The 18,359-nt window shown below is 71.5% G+C and carries 17 protein-coding genes; 7 read left to right on the top strand and 10 right to left on the bottom strand.

Annotated elements, in window-relative coordinates; translation table 11 throughout:
• Positions 1-123 precede the first annotated feature (123 nt).
• Positions 124-1,722, bottom strand: coding sequence for an AMP-binding protein (locus AB0I68_RS34700; RefSeq protein ID WP_363181382.1), 1,599 nt, complete (start codon positions 1,720-1,722; stop codon positions 124-126).
• A gap of 139 nt (positions 1,723-1,861) precedes the next feature.
• Between AB0I68_RS34700 and AB0I68_RS34705 the strand changes: the two genes are divergently transcribed.
• From AB0I68_RS34705 to AB0I68_RS34720, 4 genes are all read left to right on the top strand, one after another.
• Positions 1,862-3,049 (top strand): amidohydrolase family protein, encoded by a 1,188-nt coding sequence (locus AB0I68_RS34705; RefSeq protein WP_363181383.1) that lies wholly within the window; start codon positions 1,862-1,864, stop codon positions 3,047-3,049.
• Positions 3,049-4,212 (top strand): acyl-CoA dehydrogenase, encoded by a 1,164-nt coding sequence (locus AB0I68_RS34710; RefSeq protein ID WP_363181384.1) that lies wholly within the window; start codon positions 3,049-3,051, stop codon positions 4,210-4,212. Before AB0I68_RS34705 ends, AB0I68_RS34710 begins: the two co-directional genes overlap by 1 nt.
• A 5-nt stretch (positions 4,213-4,217) precedes the next feature.
• Complete coding sequence (locus tag AB0I68_RS34715; protein WP_363181385.1) at positions 4,218-5,153, top strand: acyl-CoA dehydrogenase family protein; 936 nt, start codon at positions 4,218-4,220, stop codon at positions 5,151-5,153.
• 323 nt (positions 5,154-5,476) lie between these two features.
• Positions 5,477-5,947, top strand: coding sequence for an ATP-binding protein (locus tag AB0I68_RS34720; RefSeq protein ID WP_363181386.1), 471 nt, complete (start codon positions 5,477-5,479; stop codon positions 5,945-5,947).
• Positions 5,948-6,115: 168 nt separating this feature from the next.
• Here AB0I68_RS34720 and AB0I68_RS34725 read toward each other — a convergent pair whose 3' ends face one another.
• The 7 genes from AB0I68_RS34725 to AB0I68_RS34755 all read right to left on the bottom strand — a co-directional run bounded on the left by AB0I68_RS34725 (position 6,116) and on the right by AB0I68_RS34755 (position 12,948).
• Positions 6,116-6,769, bottom strand: a complete 654-nt coding sequence (locus tag AB0I68_RS34725; protein ID WP_363181387.1) for a response regulator transcription factor — start codon at positions 6,767-6,769, stop codon at positions 6,116-6,118.
• Positions 6,766-8,022, bottom strand: a complete 1,257-nt coding sequence (locus AB0I68_RS34730; RefSeq protein WP_363181388.1) for a sensor histidine kinase — start codon at positions 8,020-8,022, stop codon at positions 6,766-6,768. The genes AB0I68_RS34725 and AB0I68_RS34730 overlap by 4 nt, the downstream gene beginning before the upstream one ends.
• 156 nt (positions 8,023-8,178) lie before the next feature.
• Positions 8,179-8,934 (bottom strand): hypothetical protein, encoded by a 756-nt coding sequence (locus AB0I68_RS34735; RefSeq protein WP_363181389.1) that lies wholly within the window; start codon positions 8,932-8,934, stop codon positions 8,179-8,181.
• A 17-nt stretch (positions 8,935-8,951) separates the two neighbouring features.
• Entirely contained in the window at positions 8,952-10,742 is a 1,791-nt protein-coding gene (locus tag AB0I68_RS34740) for a putative T7SS-secreted protein (protein ID WP_363181390.1), read from the bottom strand.
• Complete coding sequence (locus AB0I68_RS34745; protein WP_363181391.1) at positions 10,742-11,374, bottom strand: hypothetical protein; 633 nt, start codon at positions 11,372-11,374, stop codon at positions 10,742-10,744. Before AB0I68_RS34745 ends, AB0I68_RS34740 begins: the two co-directional genes overlap by 1 nt.
• Complete coding sequence (locus tag AB0I68_RS34750) at positions 11,371-11,793, bottom strand: SseB family protein (protein WP_363181392.1); 423 nt, start codon at positions 11,791-11,793, stop codon at positions 11,371-11,373. Before AB0I68_RS34750 ends, AB0I68_RS34745 begins: the two co-directional genes overlap by 4 nt.
• A gap of 228 nt (positions 11,794-12,021) precedes the next feature.
• A complete protein-coding gene (locus AB0I68_RS34755) occupies positions 12,022-12,948 on the bottom strand; it encodes a cyclase family protein (RefSeq protein WP_363181393.1) in 927 nt (308 codons plus the stop codon).
• A gap of 110 nt (positions 12,949-13,058) precedes the next feature.
• Here AB0I68_RS34755 and AB0I68_RS34760 point away from each other — a divergent pair, with 110 nt between their 5' ends.
• Genes AB0I68_RS34760 through AB0I68_RS34770 form a run of 3 tightly spaced genes read left to right on the top strand, consistent with a single transcriptional unit; the run spans position 13,059 to position 16,252 of the window.
• Entirely contained in the window at positions 13,059-13,979 is a 921-nt protein-coding gene (locus AB0I68_RS34760) for an SDR family NAD(P)-dependent oxidoreductase (RefSeq protein WP_363181394.1), read from the top strand.
• Between the two features lie 15 nt (positions 13,980-13,994).
• Positions 13,995-15,188: an acyl-CoA dehydrogenase family protein gene (locus AB0I68_RS34765; RefSeq protein ID WP_363181395.1), complete on the top strand. Its 1,194-nt coding sequence runs from the start codon at positions 13,995-13,997 to the stop codon at positions 15,186-15,188.
• Positions 15,185-16,252, top strand: a complete 1,068-nt coding sequence (locus AB0I68_RS34770; protein ID WP_363181396.1) for a Zn-dependent alcohol dehydrogenase — start codon at positions 15,185-15,187, stop codon at positions 16,250-16,252. The genes AB0I68_RS34765 and AB0I68_RS34770 overlap by 4 nt, the downstream gene beginning before the upstream one ends.
• On the opposite strand, the gene AB0I68_RS34775 is transcribed toward AB0I68_RS34770, so the two are convergent.
• Positions 16,242-17,159, bottom strand: a complete 918-nt coding sequence (locus AB0I68_RS34775; protein ID WP_363181397.1) for a hypothetical protein — start codon at positions 17,157-17,159, stop codon at positions 16,242-16,244. The genes AB0I68_RS34770 and AB0I68_RS34775 overlap by 11 nt on opposite strands.
• A gap of 53 nt (positions 17,160-17,212) precedes the next feature.
• Complete coding sequence (locus tag AB0I68_RS34780) at positions 17,213-17,836, bottom strand: flavin reductase family protein (RefSeq protein WP_363181400.1); 624 nt, start codon at positions 17,834-17,836, stop codon at positions 17,213-17,215.
• Between the last annotated feature and the right edge of the window lie 523 nt (positions 17,837-18,359).

The raw sequence follows: 18,359 nt of genomic DNA on the forward strand, positions 1-18,359 counted from the left end.
CTCGTCCCGGACCACCGTGCGGCCGGTGCGCCGCACGGCGGTCCGCAAGGCCTGACACCGGCCGGCCTGACCGGGCCCGGCCTGACCGGCCGGCCTGACCGGCAGGGCCCGACCGGGGCCGGTCTACGCGAAGCGTTCGCGGAGTTTGTACTTCAGGACCTTGCGGAGGGCGTCGTTGCGGGGGAGGGCGTCGACCAGTTCCAGCTGCTCGGGGAGTTTGTGGGGGGACAGGCCCTGGGCGCGGAGGTGGGCCGTCAGCTGCGGCAGGGTCAGGGGGGCCGCGCCCGGCGGCTGTTCCACCACCGCGCAGACGCGTTCGCCGCGCTCCGGGTCCGGGAGGCCGATCACGGCCACGTCGCCGATGCCCGGGAGCAGGTGCAGGAGGTCCTCGATCTCCTTCGCGGAGATGTTCTCGCCCTTGCGGATGATCACGTCCTTGCTGCGGCCCGTGAGGACGAGGTAGCCGTCTCGCGTCAGATGGCCGAGGTCGCCGGTGATCAGGTAGCCGTCGGCGTCGAAGACCTCCGCCGGGCGGTCCCGGTTCAGGTAGCCCTGGCAGACCGCCTCGCCGCGCAGCCGGACCTCGCCGTCCGTCTCCGGGGGCAGTACCTCGCCGTCCGCGGTCGTGATGCGGATCGACATGCCCGCCGGGGGGCGGCCCTCCGTCGTGGCGAGGTGCTCGGGTGTGTCGTCCGGGGCGCCCATGGTGATCATCGGGACCTCGGTCATGCCGTAGCCGTGGGTCAGCTGGCAGCCCAGTTCGCGCACGACCGCGTGGTAGATCTCCGGCGGCTTCGGGGCGCCGCCGCCCGCGAGGAGGCGCAGGGTGGGGATGAGCGGAACGTCCGGGTCCGTGCGCTGGTGCGCGAGGAACATCGAGTAGAAGGCCGTCGAGCCGCCCGCCACGGTGACCCCGTGGCGCCGGTAGCCGGCCAGCGCGTCCGGCATCGCGAACTTCTCGAACAGCACCGCCGGGAACCCGTAGAGGAGCAGCATCACCGTGTAGTCGGGGCCCGCGATGTGCGCGAAGGGGAAGGCCATCGAGCCGACGTCGGCCGGGCTCAGGTGCAGGGCGTGGGCCAGGCAGGAGCCGCCCGCGATCAGTGAGCGGTCGGTGTGCAGGACGCCCTTGGGGTCCGAGGTGGTGCCGGAGGTCCAGTAGATCCACCGTACGCAGACCCCGTCGCCGGGCGGCGGCGGGAGCACGGCGGGGTCCCCGTCCGGGAGGTCGCCGGCCTCGTAGACCCGGAAGACGCCGCGCGCGCCGAGCCGCTCGGCCATCGCCGTGTGGTCGAAGCCCCGCCAGACGCCCGGCACGGCGAAGAACTCGGCCTTGGACTCGCGCAGCGCGAAGCCCACCTCGCGGTCCCGGTAGAAGGGGATCACCGGGGTCTGGACGGCCCCGATCCGGGCCAGGGCGAGGGAGAGCAGGACCGTCTCGATCCGGGTGGGCAGCTGCCAGGCGACGACCGTGCCCGGGCGCACGCCCCTCCCGTACAGGCCCGCCGCGACCCGCTCGGAGCGGTCGCGGAGCTCGGCGAAGGTGAGCGTCCGGTCGTCGGCGGGGTCGTCGGCCGCCTCGATCAGCACCGTGGCGCCGGGGGTCAGTGCGGCCCGCGAGGCGATCAGCTCCCACAGGGTGCGGGACCGGCTCAGCCGTATCGCGGTGTCCCTGCCGCTGGTGGTTCCCGTGGCGTCCGGGCTTTGCGTGCTGTCCGACATCCCAGGCCTCCCCTTGGCTGACGGTGCGTCAGATCAAGCGGAGAGCGTAGGGCTCCGGCGCTTGTCGGTCCAGGGGTGGCGGAGCTAGCTTGTTTCTGACGATCCATCAGATTCATTCGGCTTGCGGCGAGGGGACACCATGGAACTGCCTCGGATCATCAGCGTCGACGACCATGTCATCGAACCCGCACACCTCTTCGACGTCTGGCTGCCGGCCAAGTACCGCGACCGCGGGCCCAAGGCGCTCACCGCGGGCATCGGCGAGCTCGAGTACACGGGCGGCAAGTACGTGATCTCCATGGACCCCGACGGACCGCCGGCCGACTGGTGGATCTACGAGGACCTGAAGTTCCCGTACAAGCGCAACATCGCCGCCGTCGGCTTCGACCGCGACGACATGACCCTCGAGGGCATCACCCGCGAAGAGATGCGGCGCGGCTGCTGGGACCCCAAGGCGCGCCTCGCCGACATGGACCTCAACCACGTCGAGGCCTCCCTCTGCTTCCCGACCTTCCCGCGCTTTTGCGGCCAGACCTTCGCCGAGGCCCACGACAAGGAGGTCGCCCTCGCCTGCGTGCGCGCGTACAACGACTGGATGGTCGAGGAGTGGTGCGGCGACAGCGGCGGCCGGCTGATCCCGCTGTGCATCATCCCGCTCTGGGACATCGACCTCGCCGTCGCCGAGATCCGCCGCAACGCCGCCCGCGGGGTGCGCGCCGTGACCTTCTCCGAGATCCCGACCTACCTGGGGCTGCCGTCCATCCACTCCGGGTACTGGGACCCCTTCTTCGCCGTCTGCCAGGAGACCGGGACCGTCGTCAACATGCACATCGGGTCCAGCTCCCAGATGCCCGCCGCCTCGCCCGACGCGCCGCCCGCCGTCCAGGCCTCGCTCAGCTTCAACAACGCCATGGCCTCGATGATGGACTTCCTCTTCTCCGGGGTGCTGGTCACGTTCCCGGCCCTCAAGCTCGCCTACAGCGAGGGCCAGATGGGCTGGATCCCGTACGCCCTGGAGCGCGCCGACGACGTCTGGCAGGAGCACCGCGCCTGGGGCGGGGTCCGCGACCTGATCCCCGAGCCGCCGTCCACGTACTACTACCGCCAGATGTTCTGCTGCTTCTTCCGCGACAAGCACGGCATCGCCTCGCTCGACGTCGTCGGCCGCGACAACGCCACCTTCGAGACCGACTACCCGCACGTGGACTCGACCTTCCCGCACACCAAGGAGGTCGCCCTCGACCACGTGAAGGGGCTCGACGAGGAGACGGTCCACAAGCTGATGCGCGGCAACGCCATCCGCATGCTCGGCCTGGACCTCACCTGATGGACCTCGCCCACACCGAGGAGGAGCAGGAGTTCCGCGCCCGGCTGCGCACCTGGCTCGCCAAGGTGCTGCCCGAGCTGCCCGCCAAGCCGTCCCCCGACGACTGGCCGGGCCGGCGCGCGTACGACGCCGGCTGGCAGCGCAGGCTGTACGACGCCGGGTACGCCGGGCTGCACTGGCCGGTCGACGCGGGCGGGCGCGGGGCCACCCCCACCCAGCACCTGATCTTCCTGGAGGAGACCGAGCGCGCCGGCGCCCCGTACGTCGGCGCCAACTTCGTCGGGCTGCTGCACGCCGGCCCGACCATCGCCGCCGAGGGCACCGCGGCGCAGCGGGCGCGCTGGCTGCCGCCCGTACTGCGCGGGGACGAGGTGTGGTGCCAGGGGTTCAGCGAGCCCGACGCGGGCTCCGACCTGGCCTCGCTGCGTACGCGTGCCGTGCGCGACGGCGACGACTACGTGATCACCGGCGCGAAGATCTGGACCTCGCACGCGGAGGTCGCCGACTGGTGCGAGCTGCTCGTGCGGACGGAGCCCGTCAGCGAGGCCTGCCCGAAGCACCGGGGCATCACCTGGCTCGCCATGCCGATGGACGCCCCCGGGGTGACGGTCCGGCCGCTGCGCACCCTCGCCGGGTCCACGGAGTTCGCGCAGATGTTCCTCGACGAGGTGCGGGTCCCGGCCGACCACCGGGTCGGCGCGGAGAACGACGGCTGGCGCGTCACCATGGTCACCCTCTCCTTCGAGCGGGGGACGGCCTTCGTCGGCGAGGTCGTGGCCTGCCGCCGCACGCTGGGCGAGCTCGCGCGCACCGCGAAGGCGAACGGCCGCTGGGACGATCCGGTGCTGCGGCGCAGGCTCGGGCGGCTGTACGGGGAGTTCGGCGCCCTGTGGCGGCTCACCCAGTGGAACGTCAGCGAGTCCGAGCAATCCGGCGGGGTGCCGGGCATCGGCGGCTCCGTCTTCAAGCTCGCCTACTCGCACGCGCGCCAGGAGCTGTACGACACCGCCGCCGAGGTGCTGGGCGCGGACTCCCTCGTACTGGACGGGGAGTGGATGCCGGACCGGCTCTCGTCCCTCTCGTACACCATCGCGGCGGGCACCTCGCAGATCCAGCGGAACATCGTCGCCGAGCGGATCCTCGGCCTCCCGAAGGGCCGGTGAGGGCCGTGGACTTCCGGCTGACCGAGGAGCAGCAGGACCTGCGGTCCGGCGTACGGGACCTGCTGGCGGGGCGGTACGGGCGCGAGGCGCTGCGGGCCTCGGTGGACTCCGGCGGAGCCCTGGACCGGGGTCTGTGGCGGGAGCTCGGCGAGGCCGGGTTCTTCGCGCTGCGGCTCCCGGAGGCGGACGGCGGGGTCGGGCTCGGGCTGCCCGAGGCGGCCCTCGTCTTCGAGGAGGCCGGGCGGGCGCTGCTGCCGGGGCCGCTGGTCGCCACGCACCTGGCGGCCGGGACGGTCCCGGGGGCGGCGGCCGGGACCGCGGTGGTCACCGCGTTCGACCTGGGCGGGCCGCTGGTGGCCCACCTCGCGGACGCGGACGCCGTGCTCGGCTCGCCGTCGCTCCCTTCGGGTGAGCCGGTGCGCTCGGCGGACCCGCTCACCCCGCTGCACCGGGTGGCCGCGCCCGGGGAGGCGGGGGCGGCGGCCGCCGCGGACGCCGCCGGCGGTGTGTACCGCGACGAGGGTGCGCTGCTGACGGCCGCTCTCCAGGCCGGCAGCGCGCTGCGCACGGTGGAGCTGGCGGTGCGGTACGCGCAGGAGCGCGAGCAGTTCGGGCAGCCGATCGGGGCGTTCCAGGCGGTCAAGCACCTGTGCGCGCAGATGCTGGTGCGGGCGGAGGTGGCGCGTACGGCGGTCTACGCGGCGGCGGTGACGGCGGACCCGGCGGAGGTGGCCGGGGCCAAGCTGCTGGCAGACGAGGCCGCCGTACGCAATGCCCGTGACTGCCTGCAGGTGCACGGCGGGATGGGTTTCACGTGGGAGGCCGATGTCCATCTGCACCTCAAACGGGCCTGGGTGCGGGCCGAGCAGTGGCGGACGGCGGGGGAGGCGGAGGACGTACTCGCGGCAGAGCTGCTGACCGCTGCGGAGCACTCGCTGTAGCTCGCTGTCACGGAACGGGGCACGGTCGGGACGGCGCGGGACGCATGTCCGATTACAGAGAGTTGATATCGGTTTGTGTCCTTGGCCCGGCTCATTGCGGCCCGGAGTCGGGGGCCTGCTCCGGTACGCTCCCGGGAATGCGAGCGGTTGAGCGGCGTGGGCGTCGCACAGTATGCACCACGCCTACTCCTTCGCGCTGGAATATGCCCGAAGCGCTTGTTGTCGTGACTGTGTGTCAACCATGCTGCTCCGTAAGGGGATCACACTCGGTGATCCCATCCTGTCGCGAGGCGAAGTGTCCGCCGGTTCGGATGGTGTGAGCGGTGCAGGTGCTTCAGGTTCAGCTGGAGGTAGGACCGGATCCCGCCGAGGTGGGCCGCGCCCGCCGCTGGGCGCGGTCCCGGCTGGCGGGGTCGGGCATAGGGGAGGACGAACCGCTCGCCGAGACGCTGATTTTGCTGATCTCCGAGCTGGTCACCAACGCGGTCGTGCACACCGGTTGTCCGGCCGTCCTGCGGATGCTGTTCGGGGAGCCGGGCGTGCGCGTCGAGGTCGCCGACGCCAGCGACCGCGGCCCGGCCCGGCGGCAGGCCGCCGGGGACGACACGGGCGGGCGCGGGCTGGAGCTGGTCGACGGGCTGGCGGATCGCTGGGGCTGGCAGCGTGAGGGCGCGGGCAAGCGGATCTGGTGCGAGGTCGACCGCGCCGACACGCCCGAGGACCCCGCACCGGAGGGTCCCGACGGGTCGAACAGAGTGTGCGGGTCGACGCGGGAACCGCGCGTGTACCTCTAACGAGGTGTTGACGGTATGTCAACTGTTGATCACCCTTGTACTGAGCGATTCGTCGCGAGGGGACGCCAAGGGCAGACCTTGACGAGTGCGGGTCGTGGGGTGGCGGCTACCGTGCCGCGCTCGGGGCGTGCACGACCGTGCGCCGCCACCCGCTGGACCGCGCCGCCTTCACCGGGGCGGCGCGACCAGCCCCCTCTCGTACGCCTTGATCACCAGTTGCACCCGGTCCCGGGCGTCCAGCTTCGTCAGCAGGCGCGCCACGTGCGATTTCGTCGTCGCCACCGTGATGAACAGGTCCTGCGCGATCTCGCTGTTCGACCGGCCGCGCCCCACCAGCGTCAGAACCTCCTGCTCCCGGCTCGTGATCACCGAGGCGCGCTCCGGGGCGGGCGCCGGGCCCCCGACGAAGTCCGCTATCAGGCGGCGCGTGACGCCCGGTGCGATGAGGGCGTCGCCCGCCGCGACCACGCGGACCGCCGCGAGGATGTCGTCCAGGGCCATGTCCTTCACGGCGAAACCGCTCGCACCGGCGCGCAGCGCCCCGTACACGTGGTCGTCCTCGTCGAAGGTGGTCAGGATGAGCACGCGGGCGGTGCCGGGGCCGGCCGCGATCCGGCGGGTGGCCTCGATGCCGTCCATCTCCGGCATCCGGATGTCCATCACCACCACGTCGGGGGCGAGCTCGGCGGTCAGCCGGACCGCCTCGGCGCCGTTCGCGGCCTCGCCCACGACCTCCAGATCCGGGGTGTCGGCCATCAGGACGCGCAGTCCCGACCGCACCAGGGGCTGGTCGTCGGCGAGCAGGACGCGGATGCCGCTCATCGCTTCTCCTCCCTTTCCTGTGCCAGTTGCTGCTCCTGCTCCTGCTGCTCCTGCTGCTCCCGCTGCTCCTGTTGGCCTTGTTGCCCAGGCCGCTCCGGCCGGTCCAGGGGCAGGGCCGCCGCCACCCGGAATCCGCCCCCGGGCCGTGGCCCGGCCTCGAACCGGCCGTTCAGCAGCGCGGCGCGCTCCCGCATGCCCGTGATGCCGAATCCGGCGCCGGGCGGGTCCCCTTCCGGCATGCCCCGCCCGTCGTCGGTGATCTCCAGGGCCAGCTCCTGCGGCTCGTACGCGAGTTCCACCCGGCAGCCGTCGGCGTGCGCGTGGCGGACGACGTTGGTCAGCGCCTCCTGCACGATGCGGAACGCGGCCAGCTCGATGTCGGAGGGCAGCGGCCGCCGCTCCCCGGCCCACACCACGTCCACGCGTACGCCCGTATCGCTCGCGGTGGTCGCGGCGAGCCGGTCGATGCCGTCGAGGCCCGGCGCGGGCGCCAGGGACGCGGGCTCGCTGCGGCGCAGCGCGACCAGTGTGCGGCGCAGCCCGGCGAGGGTCTCGCGGCTGGTGGCCTCGATGGCCCGGAGCGCCTCGCGGGCCTGCGCGGGCTGCGTCTCGATGACCCTGCTGCCGACCCCGGCCTGGATGGCGATGACGCCGATGCTGTGGGCGACCATGTCGTGCAACTCGCGGGCGATGCGCAGCCGCTCGTCGGTGAGGGCCTGCTCGGTGGCCCGGGCGTGTGCCTGCGCGGCGGACTCGCGGCTGCGCCGCACCGAGTCCCCCACCAGCCAGGCGAGGACGACGATCGGCAGCTGGCTCTGGACGAGCGGGATCGACTTCCCGCGCGCGGGCACGGCGAACTGCGCCACCAGCAGCACCAGGACGGTGACGCCCACGGCCGCCAGGGCCGCCGCCCGCGAGCGGGTGGCCGCGACCATGCCGAGCGCGACCGCGGCGGGCAGCACCAGGGCGAGCGTGAGTCCGGGCGCGTTGGCCAGGAAGAGCATGAAGTAGGTGGCGAGGAGCATCAGGCCGAGCGTCAGGAGCGGTGCCCGCCGTACCAGGACGGCGGCGGTCGCCACTCCGAGGATGCCGATGAGCGGCCCCACGTCGGAGATCCGGTATCCGAGGGGGGCCTGCTGCGGTGCGAGGCAGGAGAGGGCGACGGCGATCAGCCCGGCCCCCGTCCAGAGCCCCGCGACCTTCCACCGCAATGCCGGCCGCACCCCGGCCCCCTGCCCTGATGAGGTGTCCATGCCGCGACAGTAACGGCCGTCCCGCGCACGGGCATCGGCCCCCGGGATGCAGCCCGGAGGCGGAGGTGGGGGCGATGCGGGCCCGGAGCCGACCGGTCCGCCGGGACGCGGGCCGCATGCAATGAGCCGGCGGCGCAACGTGGGTGTGGGCGTGGGTCAGGCGAGCAGGGACCTCACGCGCGCGTTGCCGACGGTTGTCAGGTATACGGCCAGAGCCCGTCCTGCCTTCCCCTTGGCCCGCTGCACCGCAGTGACAGCGTGAACCATGGTGCGCTCCGTGGGGGAGGCGTGGAGGATCTGCCAGATGAGGTCCACGGCAAGCTCCTCATCGACCGTCACAACCGAGTTCGCCAGGTCGACCAGCTGGGTCGCCAGGTCGAACCGCGCAGGGGCACCTGTTCCGAGGGACCCGAGGCCCTGCACGATGACGTCACGGATGTCGGTAAGACAAGCCTGCACGACTGATTCTTCTAGGTAGTCGCCCAGCTTCTCCTCGAAATACTCGTGGTTGGCAATCCGGATGAGTGACCTGAAAGTCTCCACCCGAAGGGCGGATGAATTCTTTTCCTCGGCGAGTTCCCGACTGTCCGCAACAGCTGCTGAAAACTGGCCGTAGCTGCTGTCCACTGAGAACTTGCGATCGATCACGAGGTCATACCAAGGAGCTGACCGCGAGGACAGGGTTGCCCGCTGGAGTGCCTCGTATCCCGCAGGTTCCCCCCAAGCCACGAGCGCCAGACAGGCGAGGTACCTTTCGCGGTCAGGGGCGGATGTGTCGCCGAGCAAATCCACGAGGCCGGGAACCCTGGCACGGTGATGGGGGTGGTCGTACCCCCCATAGATGACGTCATCGACATCAGCGGTGTGCCGTCCCTCGAAGTCCGTTCCGAGGAGATCTTCGAACTGGGTCATGCTGTTGCCCCGTCTTGCTATGGTCCGGTGATGTAATCACGCGGCACGATACCCTTGATGAGCCATTCCTGATCGCGCTGGGTGTTCATCATGTCCACCATGCGCTGCGCAATGCGCTTTGTCTTCGTCTTGCTGAGCCCGAGTTCGGCGGCTGCCTCCTCGATCACCGGTCTGGAGCTTCCTGGTGGAACGCTGAGATCGACGTGGCGGCCCGCAATTTCGTTGGCACTTGCTTGGATTGCCGCTTGGACTTCGTCCGGAGAATGGACCACGACCCCCTGGACCCGGCCGGCCGTTATGTCCTGTTCGAGACGGGGTAGATCGATTCTGATCTTTGCGGCCCCGAATGCCTTGGCATCGGCGCCATCGCTGCTGAGCGAGGTGTAGGGGCTGTCCGACTTTGCCGGGTCCCTGCCGACCACGTGGTCAACGATGCTGGCCTGGCCATCCGGATTGGCTGGAACCAGGTCGCCATCAGCGTTCAGATGAGCCTTCCGCTGTCCGCGGTCGTTGTATTCGGCGGTGAAATCGTCATCCTGGCGCATGAGGTGTGGGCGATCCCCGCCAGACCGGGGCAACTTGTTGGAGTTGCCTTCGAGAGGATCACCCCCGGATTTCGGATCCGGCTCGCCAGGTGAGCCTGCCGGGGGTTCTTCCTTGGTGGCCGCTCGTGCGGCTTCCCTGCGTGCCGCGCTCTCCGCCCCTTCCTCGGCGACGCGGACGCCGGTACGGGCGACCGTGCGGGTGGCGCCGAAGCCCTTCGTGCCCAGGAGTTCGGGGAGGAGGCGGCCGAAACCTTCGCTGGGGTCGTCCTTGAAACTGTCGATGAGGGCGCCGGGGATGCGTTCGGGGTGGGCGGCCGTGGAGACCAGGCCTGCCAAGGTCATGCTGACGTGTTGCTGGTGTTCGGCGGGGTGGGTGAGGTTGTACGGGTCGAGGGGGTTGACGCCTCGGACGAAGTTGAGGATGCCGGCCGTGCCCTTGACCGCGCCCCCGAGGACGTGGGTGAGTTCGAAGGCCTGGGAACCCTCGTAGTCGATGAATTCGGCGAGGGCGCGCTGTGCCGTGGACGGTTCGGCGGGGGCGTGTTCCAGGGCCGCGGTGAGGGTGTGTTCGGCGGTGCGGGCGACTTCGTCGCGCTGGCGGCGAGCCTCGTTCAGGATGTCGTGGGCCCGGTTGCGGGCTGCCTCGCCCGGGTCGCCACCCGGTGCCGGGCAAGGGCCCGGATCACGACCGGGCTTCGCGGCGGTCTCGTAGGCGTTGACCCTCTCCTTGTACGCGTTCTCGGCGTCTTTCGACGCCTTCATGCCCTGCTTGTAGAGCTCGATGGCTTCCTGGGCCTGCTTCTGGGCCCACTCGACCACCTCCGCGTAGCTGCTCAGGGCGCCGCCCGCGTCCCGGCAGGCGTCGGCGGCATGGAACCAGTCAGTGGGATGCATCGCGAACTTCTCGCGGAACGCGTCCGCTGCGGCGCCCTTCCAGTGGCCCGAGTCGAGGGCTTTCATGCCTTCGGCGACCCGGTCGAACGCCGCCTGGAAGTCGGTGAGGTGCTTGGCCGAGGCGCGGATCGCCAACGGCTTCCCGTGGACGAGCTCGTTCGAGTGCTCGCTGTGGCCGAGCTGCTGCTCGCGTGCGCCGAACTCTGCGGCGACGTCGTCGCCCCAGTCCTCGACCTTGTCCGCCCAGTCGTGCGCTCCGACGGAGTCGAGGGCGCCACCGATGCCGTTGGTGGCCTTGTCGACGGCCTTGCCGGCCAGCCGCTTGGCGCCGTCCCAGCCCTTTTCCAGATCCCTGCCCCAGTCCGGCATCAGCGCTCGCCGCCCGCCCGAGCCTCGGGTGCGGGGCCGACGATGCCCTCTACCGCCTTGTCCGTCTCGTCGCGCAGGCCCACGGCATCGATGACCTGGTTGGACAGGAGGACGTCGGAGCTGTTCACGTCCCGTACGGCGCCCTTCCAGGCTTCCTTGCTCTTCTCGTTGGCCCGGTCGAAGGACTCCGGGCTGTAGTCCGCGTCGCGGATCTGGGTATACGGGTTATCGGCGAGGACCCCACCCCAGTCCTTGTCGATGACGTCCTTCTCGGAGGCGTACGGATTGCCCATCGCCGCATTCGTGAACACTCTGAAACTGCCCTGGATGTACTGGTCCTGCTCGTGCAGCACACCAGCCGACAGGCCGACCTTCTCCGCGAAACCGTTGCCCTGCTGGACGAGGGAGCGCACTCCCCATTCCCAGCGTGTGCAGAACCCGCCGAGTGTGGAGGTCAGGCCATCGTGGCCCGTATCCATGGCGGAGAGTCCGAGGCCGGAGAAGCCCCGGCCCATTCCGGCCATGCCGACCATGCCGAGCTCCTCGAGCTCGGCCAACGTGTCCGTGATGCCCTTCGCGATCTCCGCCAACGCCGCCTTGGAGGCGTCGAGATCCGCTCCGTCGTCGCTCATGCCGCCGCCCCCCGGTCATCGAGAGCCACGGACGAAGGAACGATTCCGCGGACCGGCGGGAACACCGTGCCTTCGGGGCCGGCCGCATCCAGTGCGACCCCGCACGGGAAATCCAGCGCAGATATCACCTCATCCAGCAGACGCGCACCGATCACCCGCTGGTACGGCCATTCCTGCCCGGCCTCGTCCCGCGCCTCGGCGAACCGAGCCAGGGTCTCCTCGTCGGAGAACGCGCAGATCCAGTCCAAACCGCCGAGCGCGGCGGTCCAGAGCCCACCCCGCTCGTCCAGCGGGACCAGCACGATGCTGCTGCGGAACTTCGACAGCCGCGCTGCCGCAGACGCCCTGGCCTCCGTCATCGGATCAGGTGTTGCGGATGCCCCCGCCCGCAGCAGTGCCCGCTCCTCGTCGAACCCCACCGAGAACTCCCCCCGCCGCGCCGTTTGGTGCGCATGATCGAATCCAGCACACCTTTGCACGACTCGGACATACTGGCGAGTTTCGCTGTCGGGCGGGGCGCGTATCGAGCCAGGTCTGACGCTGGGACGTGGCCGCCACCGGGCGGGCGAGGGCGCAGGCTGCCTCGGTGGGCGATCGGGTGCGGGCCGCCCCCCTCGGTGCGTTGCGGTGATGGCCCGGCGAGTCCCTCAGAGGACGGCCACCGGGGCGACCGGGGTGCCGACGCCGCCGACGAAGGGCTCCGGCATGGCCGAGAGCAGGAAGCCGTACCGGTTTTCTTCTGCACAGGCTGTGGACAACTTTTCGAGGTTCCAGTTCTGACCCTGGAGCATGCCCATCTCGACCAGGTCCAGAGCGTGCACCGGCAGCCACAGGTTGTCGATCTCCGGCGGGAAGATCTCGAAGGTCAGGGTGTCATTGGCGACGGCCGCCACGTCCCGCGCGTGGAACCATTCGGGCGTACGGACGGACAGCCCGGGCGAGGGGAAGCCGTAGCCGTGCTTGTCGCCCGCCAGGTAGACCTGGATCTGCCCGGTCCGGACGAGGACGACGTCCCCGGCGCGTACGGTCACCCCGCCGAACCCCTCGGCCTGCGACAGGTCCTCGGGGGTCACCGCGTGGCCGCCGGGCAGCCGGTCCAGCCCCTTCGCGCGGGCCACGTCCAGCAGGACGCCCCGCGAGACGATGTGCCCGGCCTTGTCGATGCCGCTGAACTCGGACCGCCCGTGCGCCGTGACGGTGCCGGCCGGGCGGCCGTTGTAGATCTTCCCCGAGTGCGAGACGTGCGTGAGCGCGTCCCAGTGGGTGCCGGCCTGGAGCCCCATGGTCACCGCGTCGTCGCTGCACGCCACCGTGCCCGGCCCGAAGAGCTCCTGGTTGATCTGCACCATCGTGTGCAGCGGGTTGATCCGGCCGGGGATCAGGCCGGCTTGGACCCCGTCCTCCTTGAGCGGGAGCGCGAGCGGGATCCGGCGGCCGGAGCGGATTTCGGCGGCGGCCGCCCGGACGACCTCGTCGGTGATCAGGTTCAGGGTGCCGATCTCGTCGTCGGCGCCCCAGCGGCCCCAGTTGTTGATGCGCTTGGCGATGTCGTGGAACTCGGGGGGCATGCCCATGGCCTCATCAGCTCCCTGTCGCTGGCAGATATGAACGAGGGCTTGTGCAGGCATATCTGACTGCCCATAGAATCTAACGGTCCGTCAGAAAACGCGGGAAGGGGTCGGGCGTGGGGAACTTCTTGGCAGGCAAGGTCGTGGCCGTCACCGGCGCGGGCCGGGGCATCGGACGCGCCGTGGCACTCGCCGCGGCCGCCGAGGGCGCCAGGGTCGTCGTCAACGACTACGGAGTCGGCATCGAGGGCGGCGAGCCCACCAGCGAGATCGCCGAAGCGGTCGTGAAGGAGATCACCGCGGCCGGCGGCGAAGCCGTCGCCGTCGCCGACGACATCTCGACCATGGCGGGCGGCCAGCGCATCGTCGACACCGCCCTCGCGCAGTACGGCCGCGTCGACGGGGTCGTGTGCGTCGCCGGCATCCTGCGCGAGCGGATGCTGTTCAACATGTCCGAGGAGGAGTGGGACCCCGTCGTCGCCACCCACCTCAAGGGCACCTTCACCGTCTTCCGCGCCGCATCCGCCGTCATGCGCCGCCAGGGCTCCGGCACCCTCATCGGCTTCACCAGCGGCAACCACCAGGGCTCCGTCGCCCAGGCCAACTACAGCGCCGCCAAGGGCGGGATCATCTCCCTCGTCCGCTCCGCAGCGCTCGGACTGGCCAAGTACGGGGTCACCGCCAACGCCGTCGCACCCGTCGCCCGCACCCGCATGTCGGCGGGCGTCCCCATGGAGCTCAAGGAGATCGGCGAACCGGAGGACGTCGCGGCCCTGGTGACCTACCTCCTCTCCGACAAGGCCGTCGCCGTCGGCGGCGAGAAGATCACCGGGCAGGTCTACACGATCGCCGGCCCGAAGATCGCCGTCTGGGCGCAGCCGCGCGAGCTGCGCGCCGGCTACGCCGAGGGCTCCTGGACCCCCGAGAAGATCGCCGACTTCCTGCCCGGGACGGTGGGCACCGACCCGATGCCGATGCTCGCGCAGCTGGAGGCCATGGCCAAGGCGGCGGCCGCCAAGGACCGCCCCAACGCGTAGGGGAGCCCGGACGACATGGACTTCAGCTTCGGGGCCGAGGACGAGAAGCTGCGGGCCCGCGCCCGGGCCTGGCTCACCGAGCACCTCGCGGGCCCGTACGCCCACGTCCTCGGCCTCGGCGGGCCCGGCAGCGAGCACGAGGGGGTCGACGCCCGGCGCGCCTGGGAGCGCGAACTCGGCCGCGGCGGCTGGATCGGCCAGGGCTGGGAGGCCGAGGGATACGGCAACCGGCGGCTCTCCCTCACCGGCCAGGTGGTCTGGGCCGAGGAGTACGCGGCGCTGCGCGCCCCCGGCCGGGTCGGCCACATCGGCGAGAACCTCCTCGCGCCGACCCTGATCGCGTACGGGTCCCGGGAGCAGCGGGACCGCTTCCTGCCCGGCATCGCACGCGGAGAGGAGCTGTGGTGCCAGGGGTACAGCGAGCCGGACGCCGGATCCGACCTCGCGGGAATCCGTACGACGGCGGTACGGGACGCCGCGGACGGACTCTTCCGCGTCACCGGGCAGAAGATCTGGACCTCGCTGGCCCAGGACGCCGACTGGTGCTTCGTCCTGGCCCGGACCGAGCCCGGGTCCCGGCGCCACCAGGGACTGTCCTTCCTGCTCGTACGGATGGACCAGCCGGGGCGGGTCGACGTCCGGCCGATCCGCCAGATGTCGGGGACCTCCGAGTTCAACGAGGTGTTCTTCGACGGGGCGGTCGCGGCGGAGGCCGTCGGCGCAGAGGGCAACGGCTGGACCGTGGCCATGGGCCTGCTCGCCCTGGAACGCGGGGTCTCGACACTGGTCCAGCAGATCGGGTTCGCGGCGGAACTGGAGCGGGTGGTGGGGGCTTACGCGGCTTCGGGCGCGGGGGACCCCGTCGTGCGCGAGCGCCTCGTACGGCAGTGGGCCGAGCTGCGCACGATGCGCTGGAACGCCCTGCGGACGCTGGGCACCGCCGCAGACCCGGGCGCGCCGAGCGTGGCCAAGCTGCTGTGGGGCGGCTGGCACCGGCGGCTCGGCGAGCTGGCGGTGGCGGTCCGCGCAGCCGCGGCCTCGGCCGGGCCGGCGGCCTGGGCGCCCGGCCTGCCGTACGAACTCGGACTCGACGAGGAGCAGCGCCTGTTCCTGTTCACCCGCGCCGACACGATCTACGGCGGCTCGGACGAGATCCAGCGGAACATCATCGCCGAGCGTGTGCTCGGCCTGCCTAAGGAGCCCAGGTGAGAGGCATCGTGTTCGACGGCAAGCAGGCCCAGGTGGTCGAGGATCTCGAGATCCGCGACCCGGGGCCGGGGGAGGTGCTGGTCGCGATCACGGCGGCCGGGCTGTGCCACAGCGACCTGTCGGTGATCGACGGGACGATTCCGTTCCCGCCGCCGGTGGTGCTCGGGCACGAGGGTGCGGGGGTGGTCGAGGCCGTCGGGTCCGGAGTCGCGCACGTGGCGCCGGGTGACCACGTCTCCCTGTCGACCCTGGCGAACTGCGGGGCGTGCGCGGACTGCGACCGGGGACGGCCGACCATGTGCCGCAAGGCCATCGGGATGCCGGGGCAGCCGTTCTCGCGGGGCGGGAAGCCGCTGTTCCAGTTCGCCTCCAACTCCGCGTTCGCGGAGCGGACGATCGTCAAGGCCGTCCAGGCGGTGAAGATCCCGGACGACATCCCGCTGACGTCGGCGGCGCTCATCGGCTGCGGTGTCCTGACCGGCGTGGGGGCCGTACTGAACCGGGCCCGGGTCGGCCACGGCGAGTCGGTGGTCGTCATCGGCACGGGCGGCATCGGGCTCAACGTGCTGCAAGGGGCCCGGATCGCGGGCGCGGCCACCATCGTGGCGGTGGACGCGAACCCGGCGAAGGAGTCGGTGGCCCGGCAGTTCGGGGCCACACATTTCATCGACGCCTCGGCCGCCCGGGACTCCTCGGCGGCGGTCCGCGAGATCCTCCCGACGGGCACCGACCACGCCTTCGAGTGCGTGGGCAACGTCAAACTGATCCGCCAGGCCGTCGACCTCCTGGACCGGCACGGACAGGCGGTCCTGCTGGGCGTGCCCGGCTTCAAGGAAGAGGCGTCGTTCCAGGTCTCGTCCATGTACCTGGACAAGACCATCATGGGCTGCCGCTACGGATCCTCCCGCCCGCAGCGGGACATCGCCCTCTACGCCGAGCTCTACCGGCAGGGGAAGCTGCTGCTCGACGAACTCGTCACGGAGACCTACCCGGTCGAGGACTTCGCGAAGGCCGTGGACGACGCCCGGCACGGGCGGGTGGCCCGCGGAGTGCTCACGTTCTGAGCCGCCGGCTCCTCCTGACCACCGACCTCATGGCCAGTGCCGGGGCCAGGGCTGCGACGGCGGCGGGCAGCCGGTGGAAGCCGGCGACCTCGAACTCCAGGGCCGTCGGCAGCAGCAGGACGACGCCGGTGAGCAGGATGGCGAGCGCGGGCAGATGGATGCCGGGGCGGAAGCGCCGCAGTGCGTGCAGCCGCTCCGGATCCGTCTGGGACTTGACGATGAAGATCGGGATGATGAACCACGGCACGACCGCGACGGCGAGGACGATGAGCAGCCACAGCGGGGTCTGGTCCGTCGGGGACTCGGTCCCCACGCCGAATTCCGGGTGGCCGGCGGCGTAGTAGACGGTCAGTTCCCAGCCCGGCTCGGGCGCCTCGCGGGTGCGGTGCGCCTTCATCTCGACGTCCTGGGTCCCGGTGTCGTACGGGATGCGCAGGACCAGGTCGGTGGAGCAGTGTTCGGGGACGTCGCTCGTGGCCGGCTCGCACTCCGGTTCGCCGGTCAGCCGGACGACCACGGCCTCGTGGCTGCTGTACCCGGCCTGTTCCAGCTGCTCGAGGTGCCGTGCGTGCTCGCTGGAGCCGGTGAGGACCAGCAGCAGGGCCGCGGCCGTGCCCAGGGGGACGGCCGCGGCGAAAATCCACGGCAGCACCCGGCTCGGCTCGCCGGGCTCGGCCGTCGGCCGCTTCTCCAGCGGACCGAGGCGGGCGAGGTACGAGGCCACGGCCCAGCAGCCGGCGAAGAACGCGGCGGCGCCGGCGAGCGCCAGTTCGGCCCGCAGCGGTGCGACCGGGGGAAAACGGGCCAGGGCGCACCCGATCGCCCCGAGGGCGCTGATCACCATCAGCCAGCCGGTGGCGGTGGTCCACCGACTGCGCCCCGGCTCGTACACGTATCCGTCCCGCATGGCCCCCGCCCGTCCGAAAGCGCAGGATAGCGGCGGGGCGATCTCGGTGGGGGCTATTCGGCGAGGCGGCCGAAGCGGCCCTTGTGGAAGAGCAGCGGGCCGTCCTCCCCGGCCGCGCCCATGGCCTCGACCCGGCCGACCACGATCAGGTGGTCCCCGCCGGTGTGCACGGCGTGGATCCGGCAGTCGATCCAGGCGGGCACGGCCTCGAGCTGGGGTGACCCGGTCACGGGGGCGGGGGTGTGGGCGACCCCGGCGAACTTGTCGGCGCCGCTCACGGCGAAGGCCCGGCACAGCTCGCCCTGCTCGGCACCCAGGATGTTGACGCAGAACACTCCGGCGCGGGCGATCCGCGGCCAGGTGGTCGACGTACGGGCCACCATGAACGTGACCAGGGGCGGGTCCAGGGACAGCGACGCGAAGGACTGGCAGGCGAAGCCGGCGGGCCCGTCCCCACCCTCGGCGGGCGGGGCGGTGATGACCGTGACACCGCTGGCGAAGTTCCCGAGCACGGCCCGGAACTCGGCGGGGCTGACGGGTGCACGCTCGTCGTCGCCGACGGCCCGCAGCTCGGGGCGCGGCAGCGCATCGACGTGGCCGGGGTCCGGGTCCTGCTCCGAGGGGGCGGAGGTGGGGGAGCCGACTGACCTGAGGTATCGGACGACGGTGGCCGCCATCCCTGCGTGTCCCATCACGTACCCGATTGAACCTGACGGTATGTCAGATTGGAAGGGGAGCGCGGCGCCCCGATCGCTGGTCGAACGTGTCAAAGCTGTGGGCGGTGGTGGCCGCGGTGCCGAACGGGACGCGGGGCGCGGGGGCGGGACCCGCGGCGGTCGCGCGGCTGCTGGCGTGGCGGGCGGGCGTCGTCGCCCTCCAGGGGCCCGGGGTGGGGGGTGCGGGGGTACGGGGTGGGGCGGGGTTGCGGTGACTCGGGGGTGGGAGGGGTGCGGGGGGTTGCCCGTGGGTCGTGTCGTCGGGAGGGGGGGAGTCGCGGGAATCCGGACCCAAGGGGCGGGGTTGCGGTGACTCGGGGTCGGGAGAGGTGCTGGGGGCTGCCCGTCAGTCCCATCGTCATTCCGATGCGGGCCGGTCCCTCAAGGGCCAATGCCGCGTACTTAAGGAGCCACCCCGGTTGCCAACCGGGGCGAAACGGGCACCACGGAGCCCCGGCATCTCTTGCTGAGAGGCGTCGGAAAT

The sequence above is a fragment of the Streptomyces sp. NPDC050448 genome (assembly GCF_040655295.1).
GTDB lineage: Bacteria > Actinomycetota > Actinomycetes > Streptomycetales > Streptomycetaceae > Streptomyces.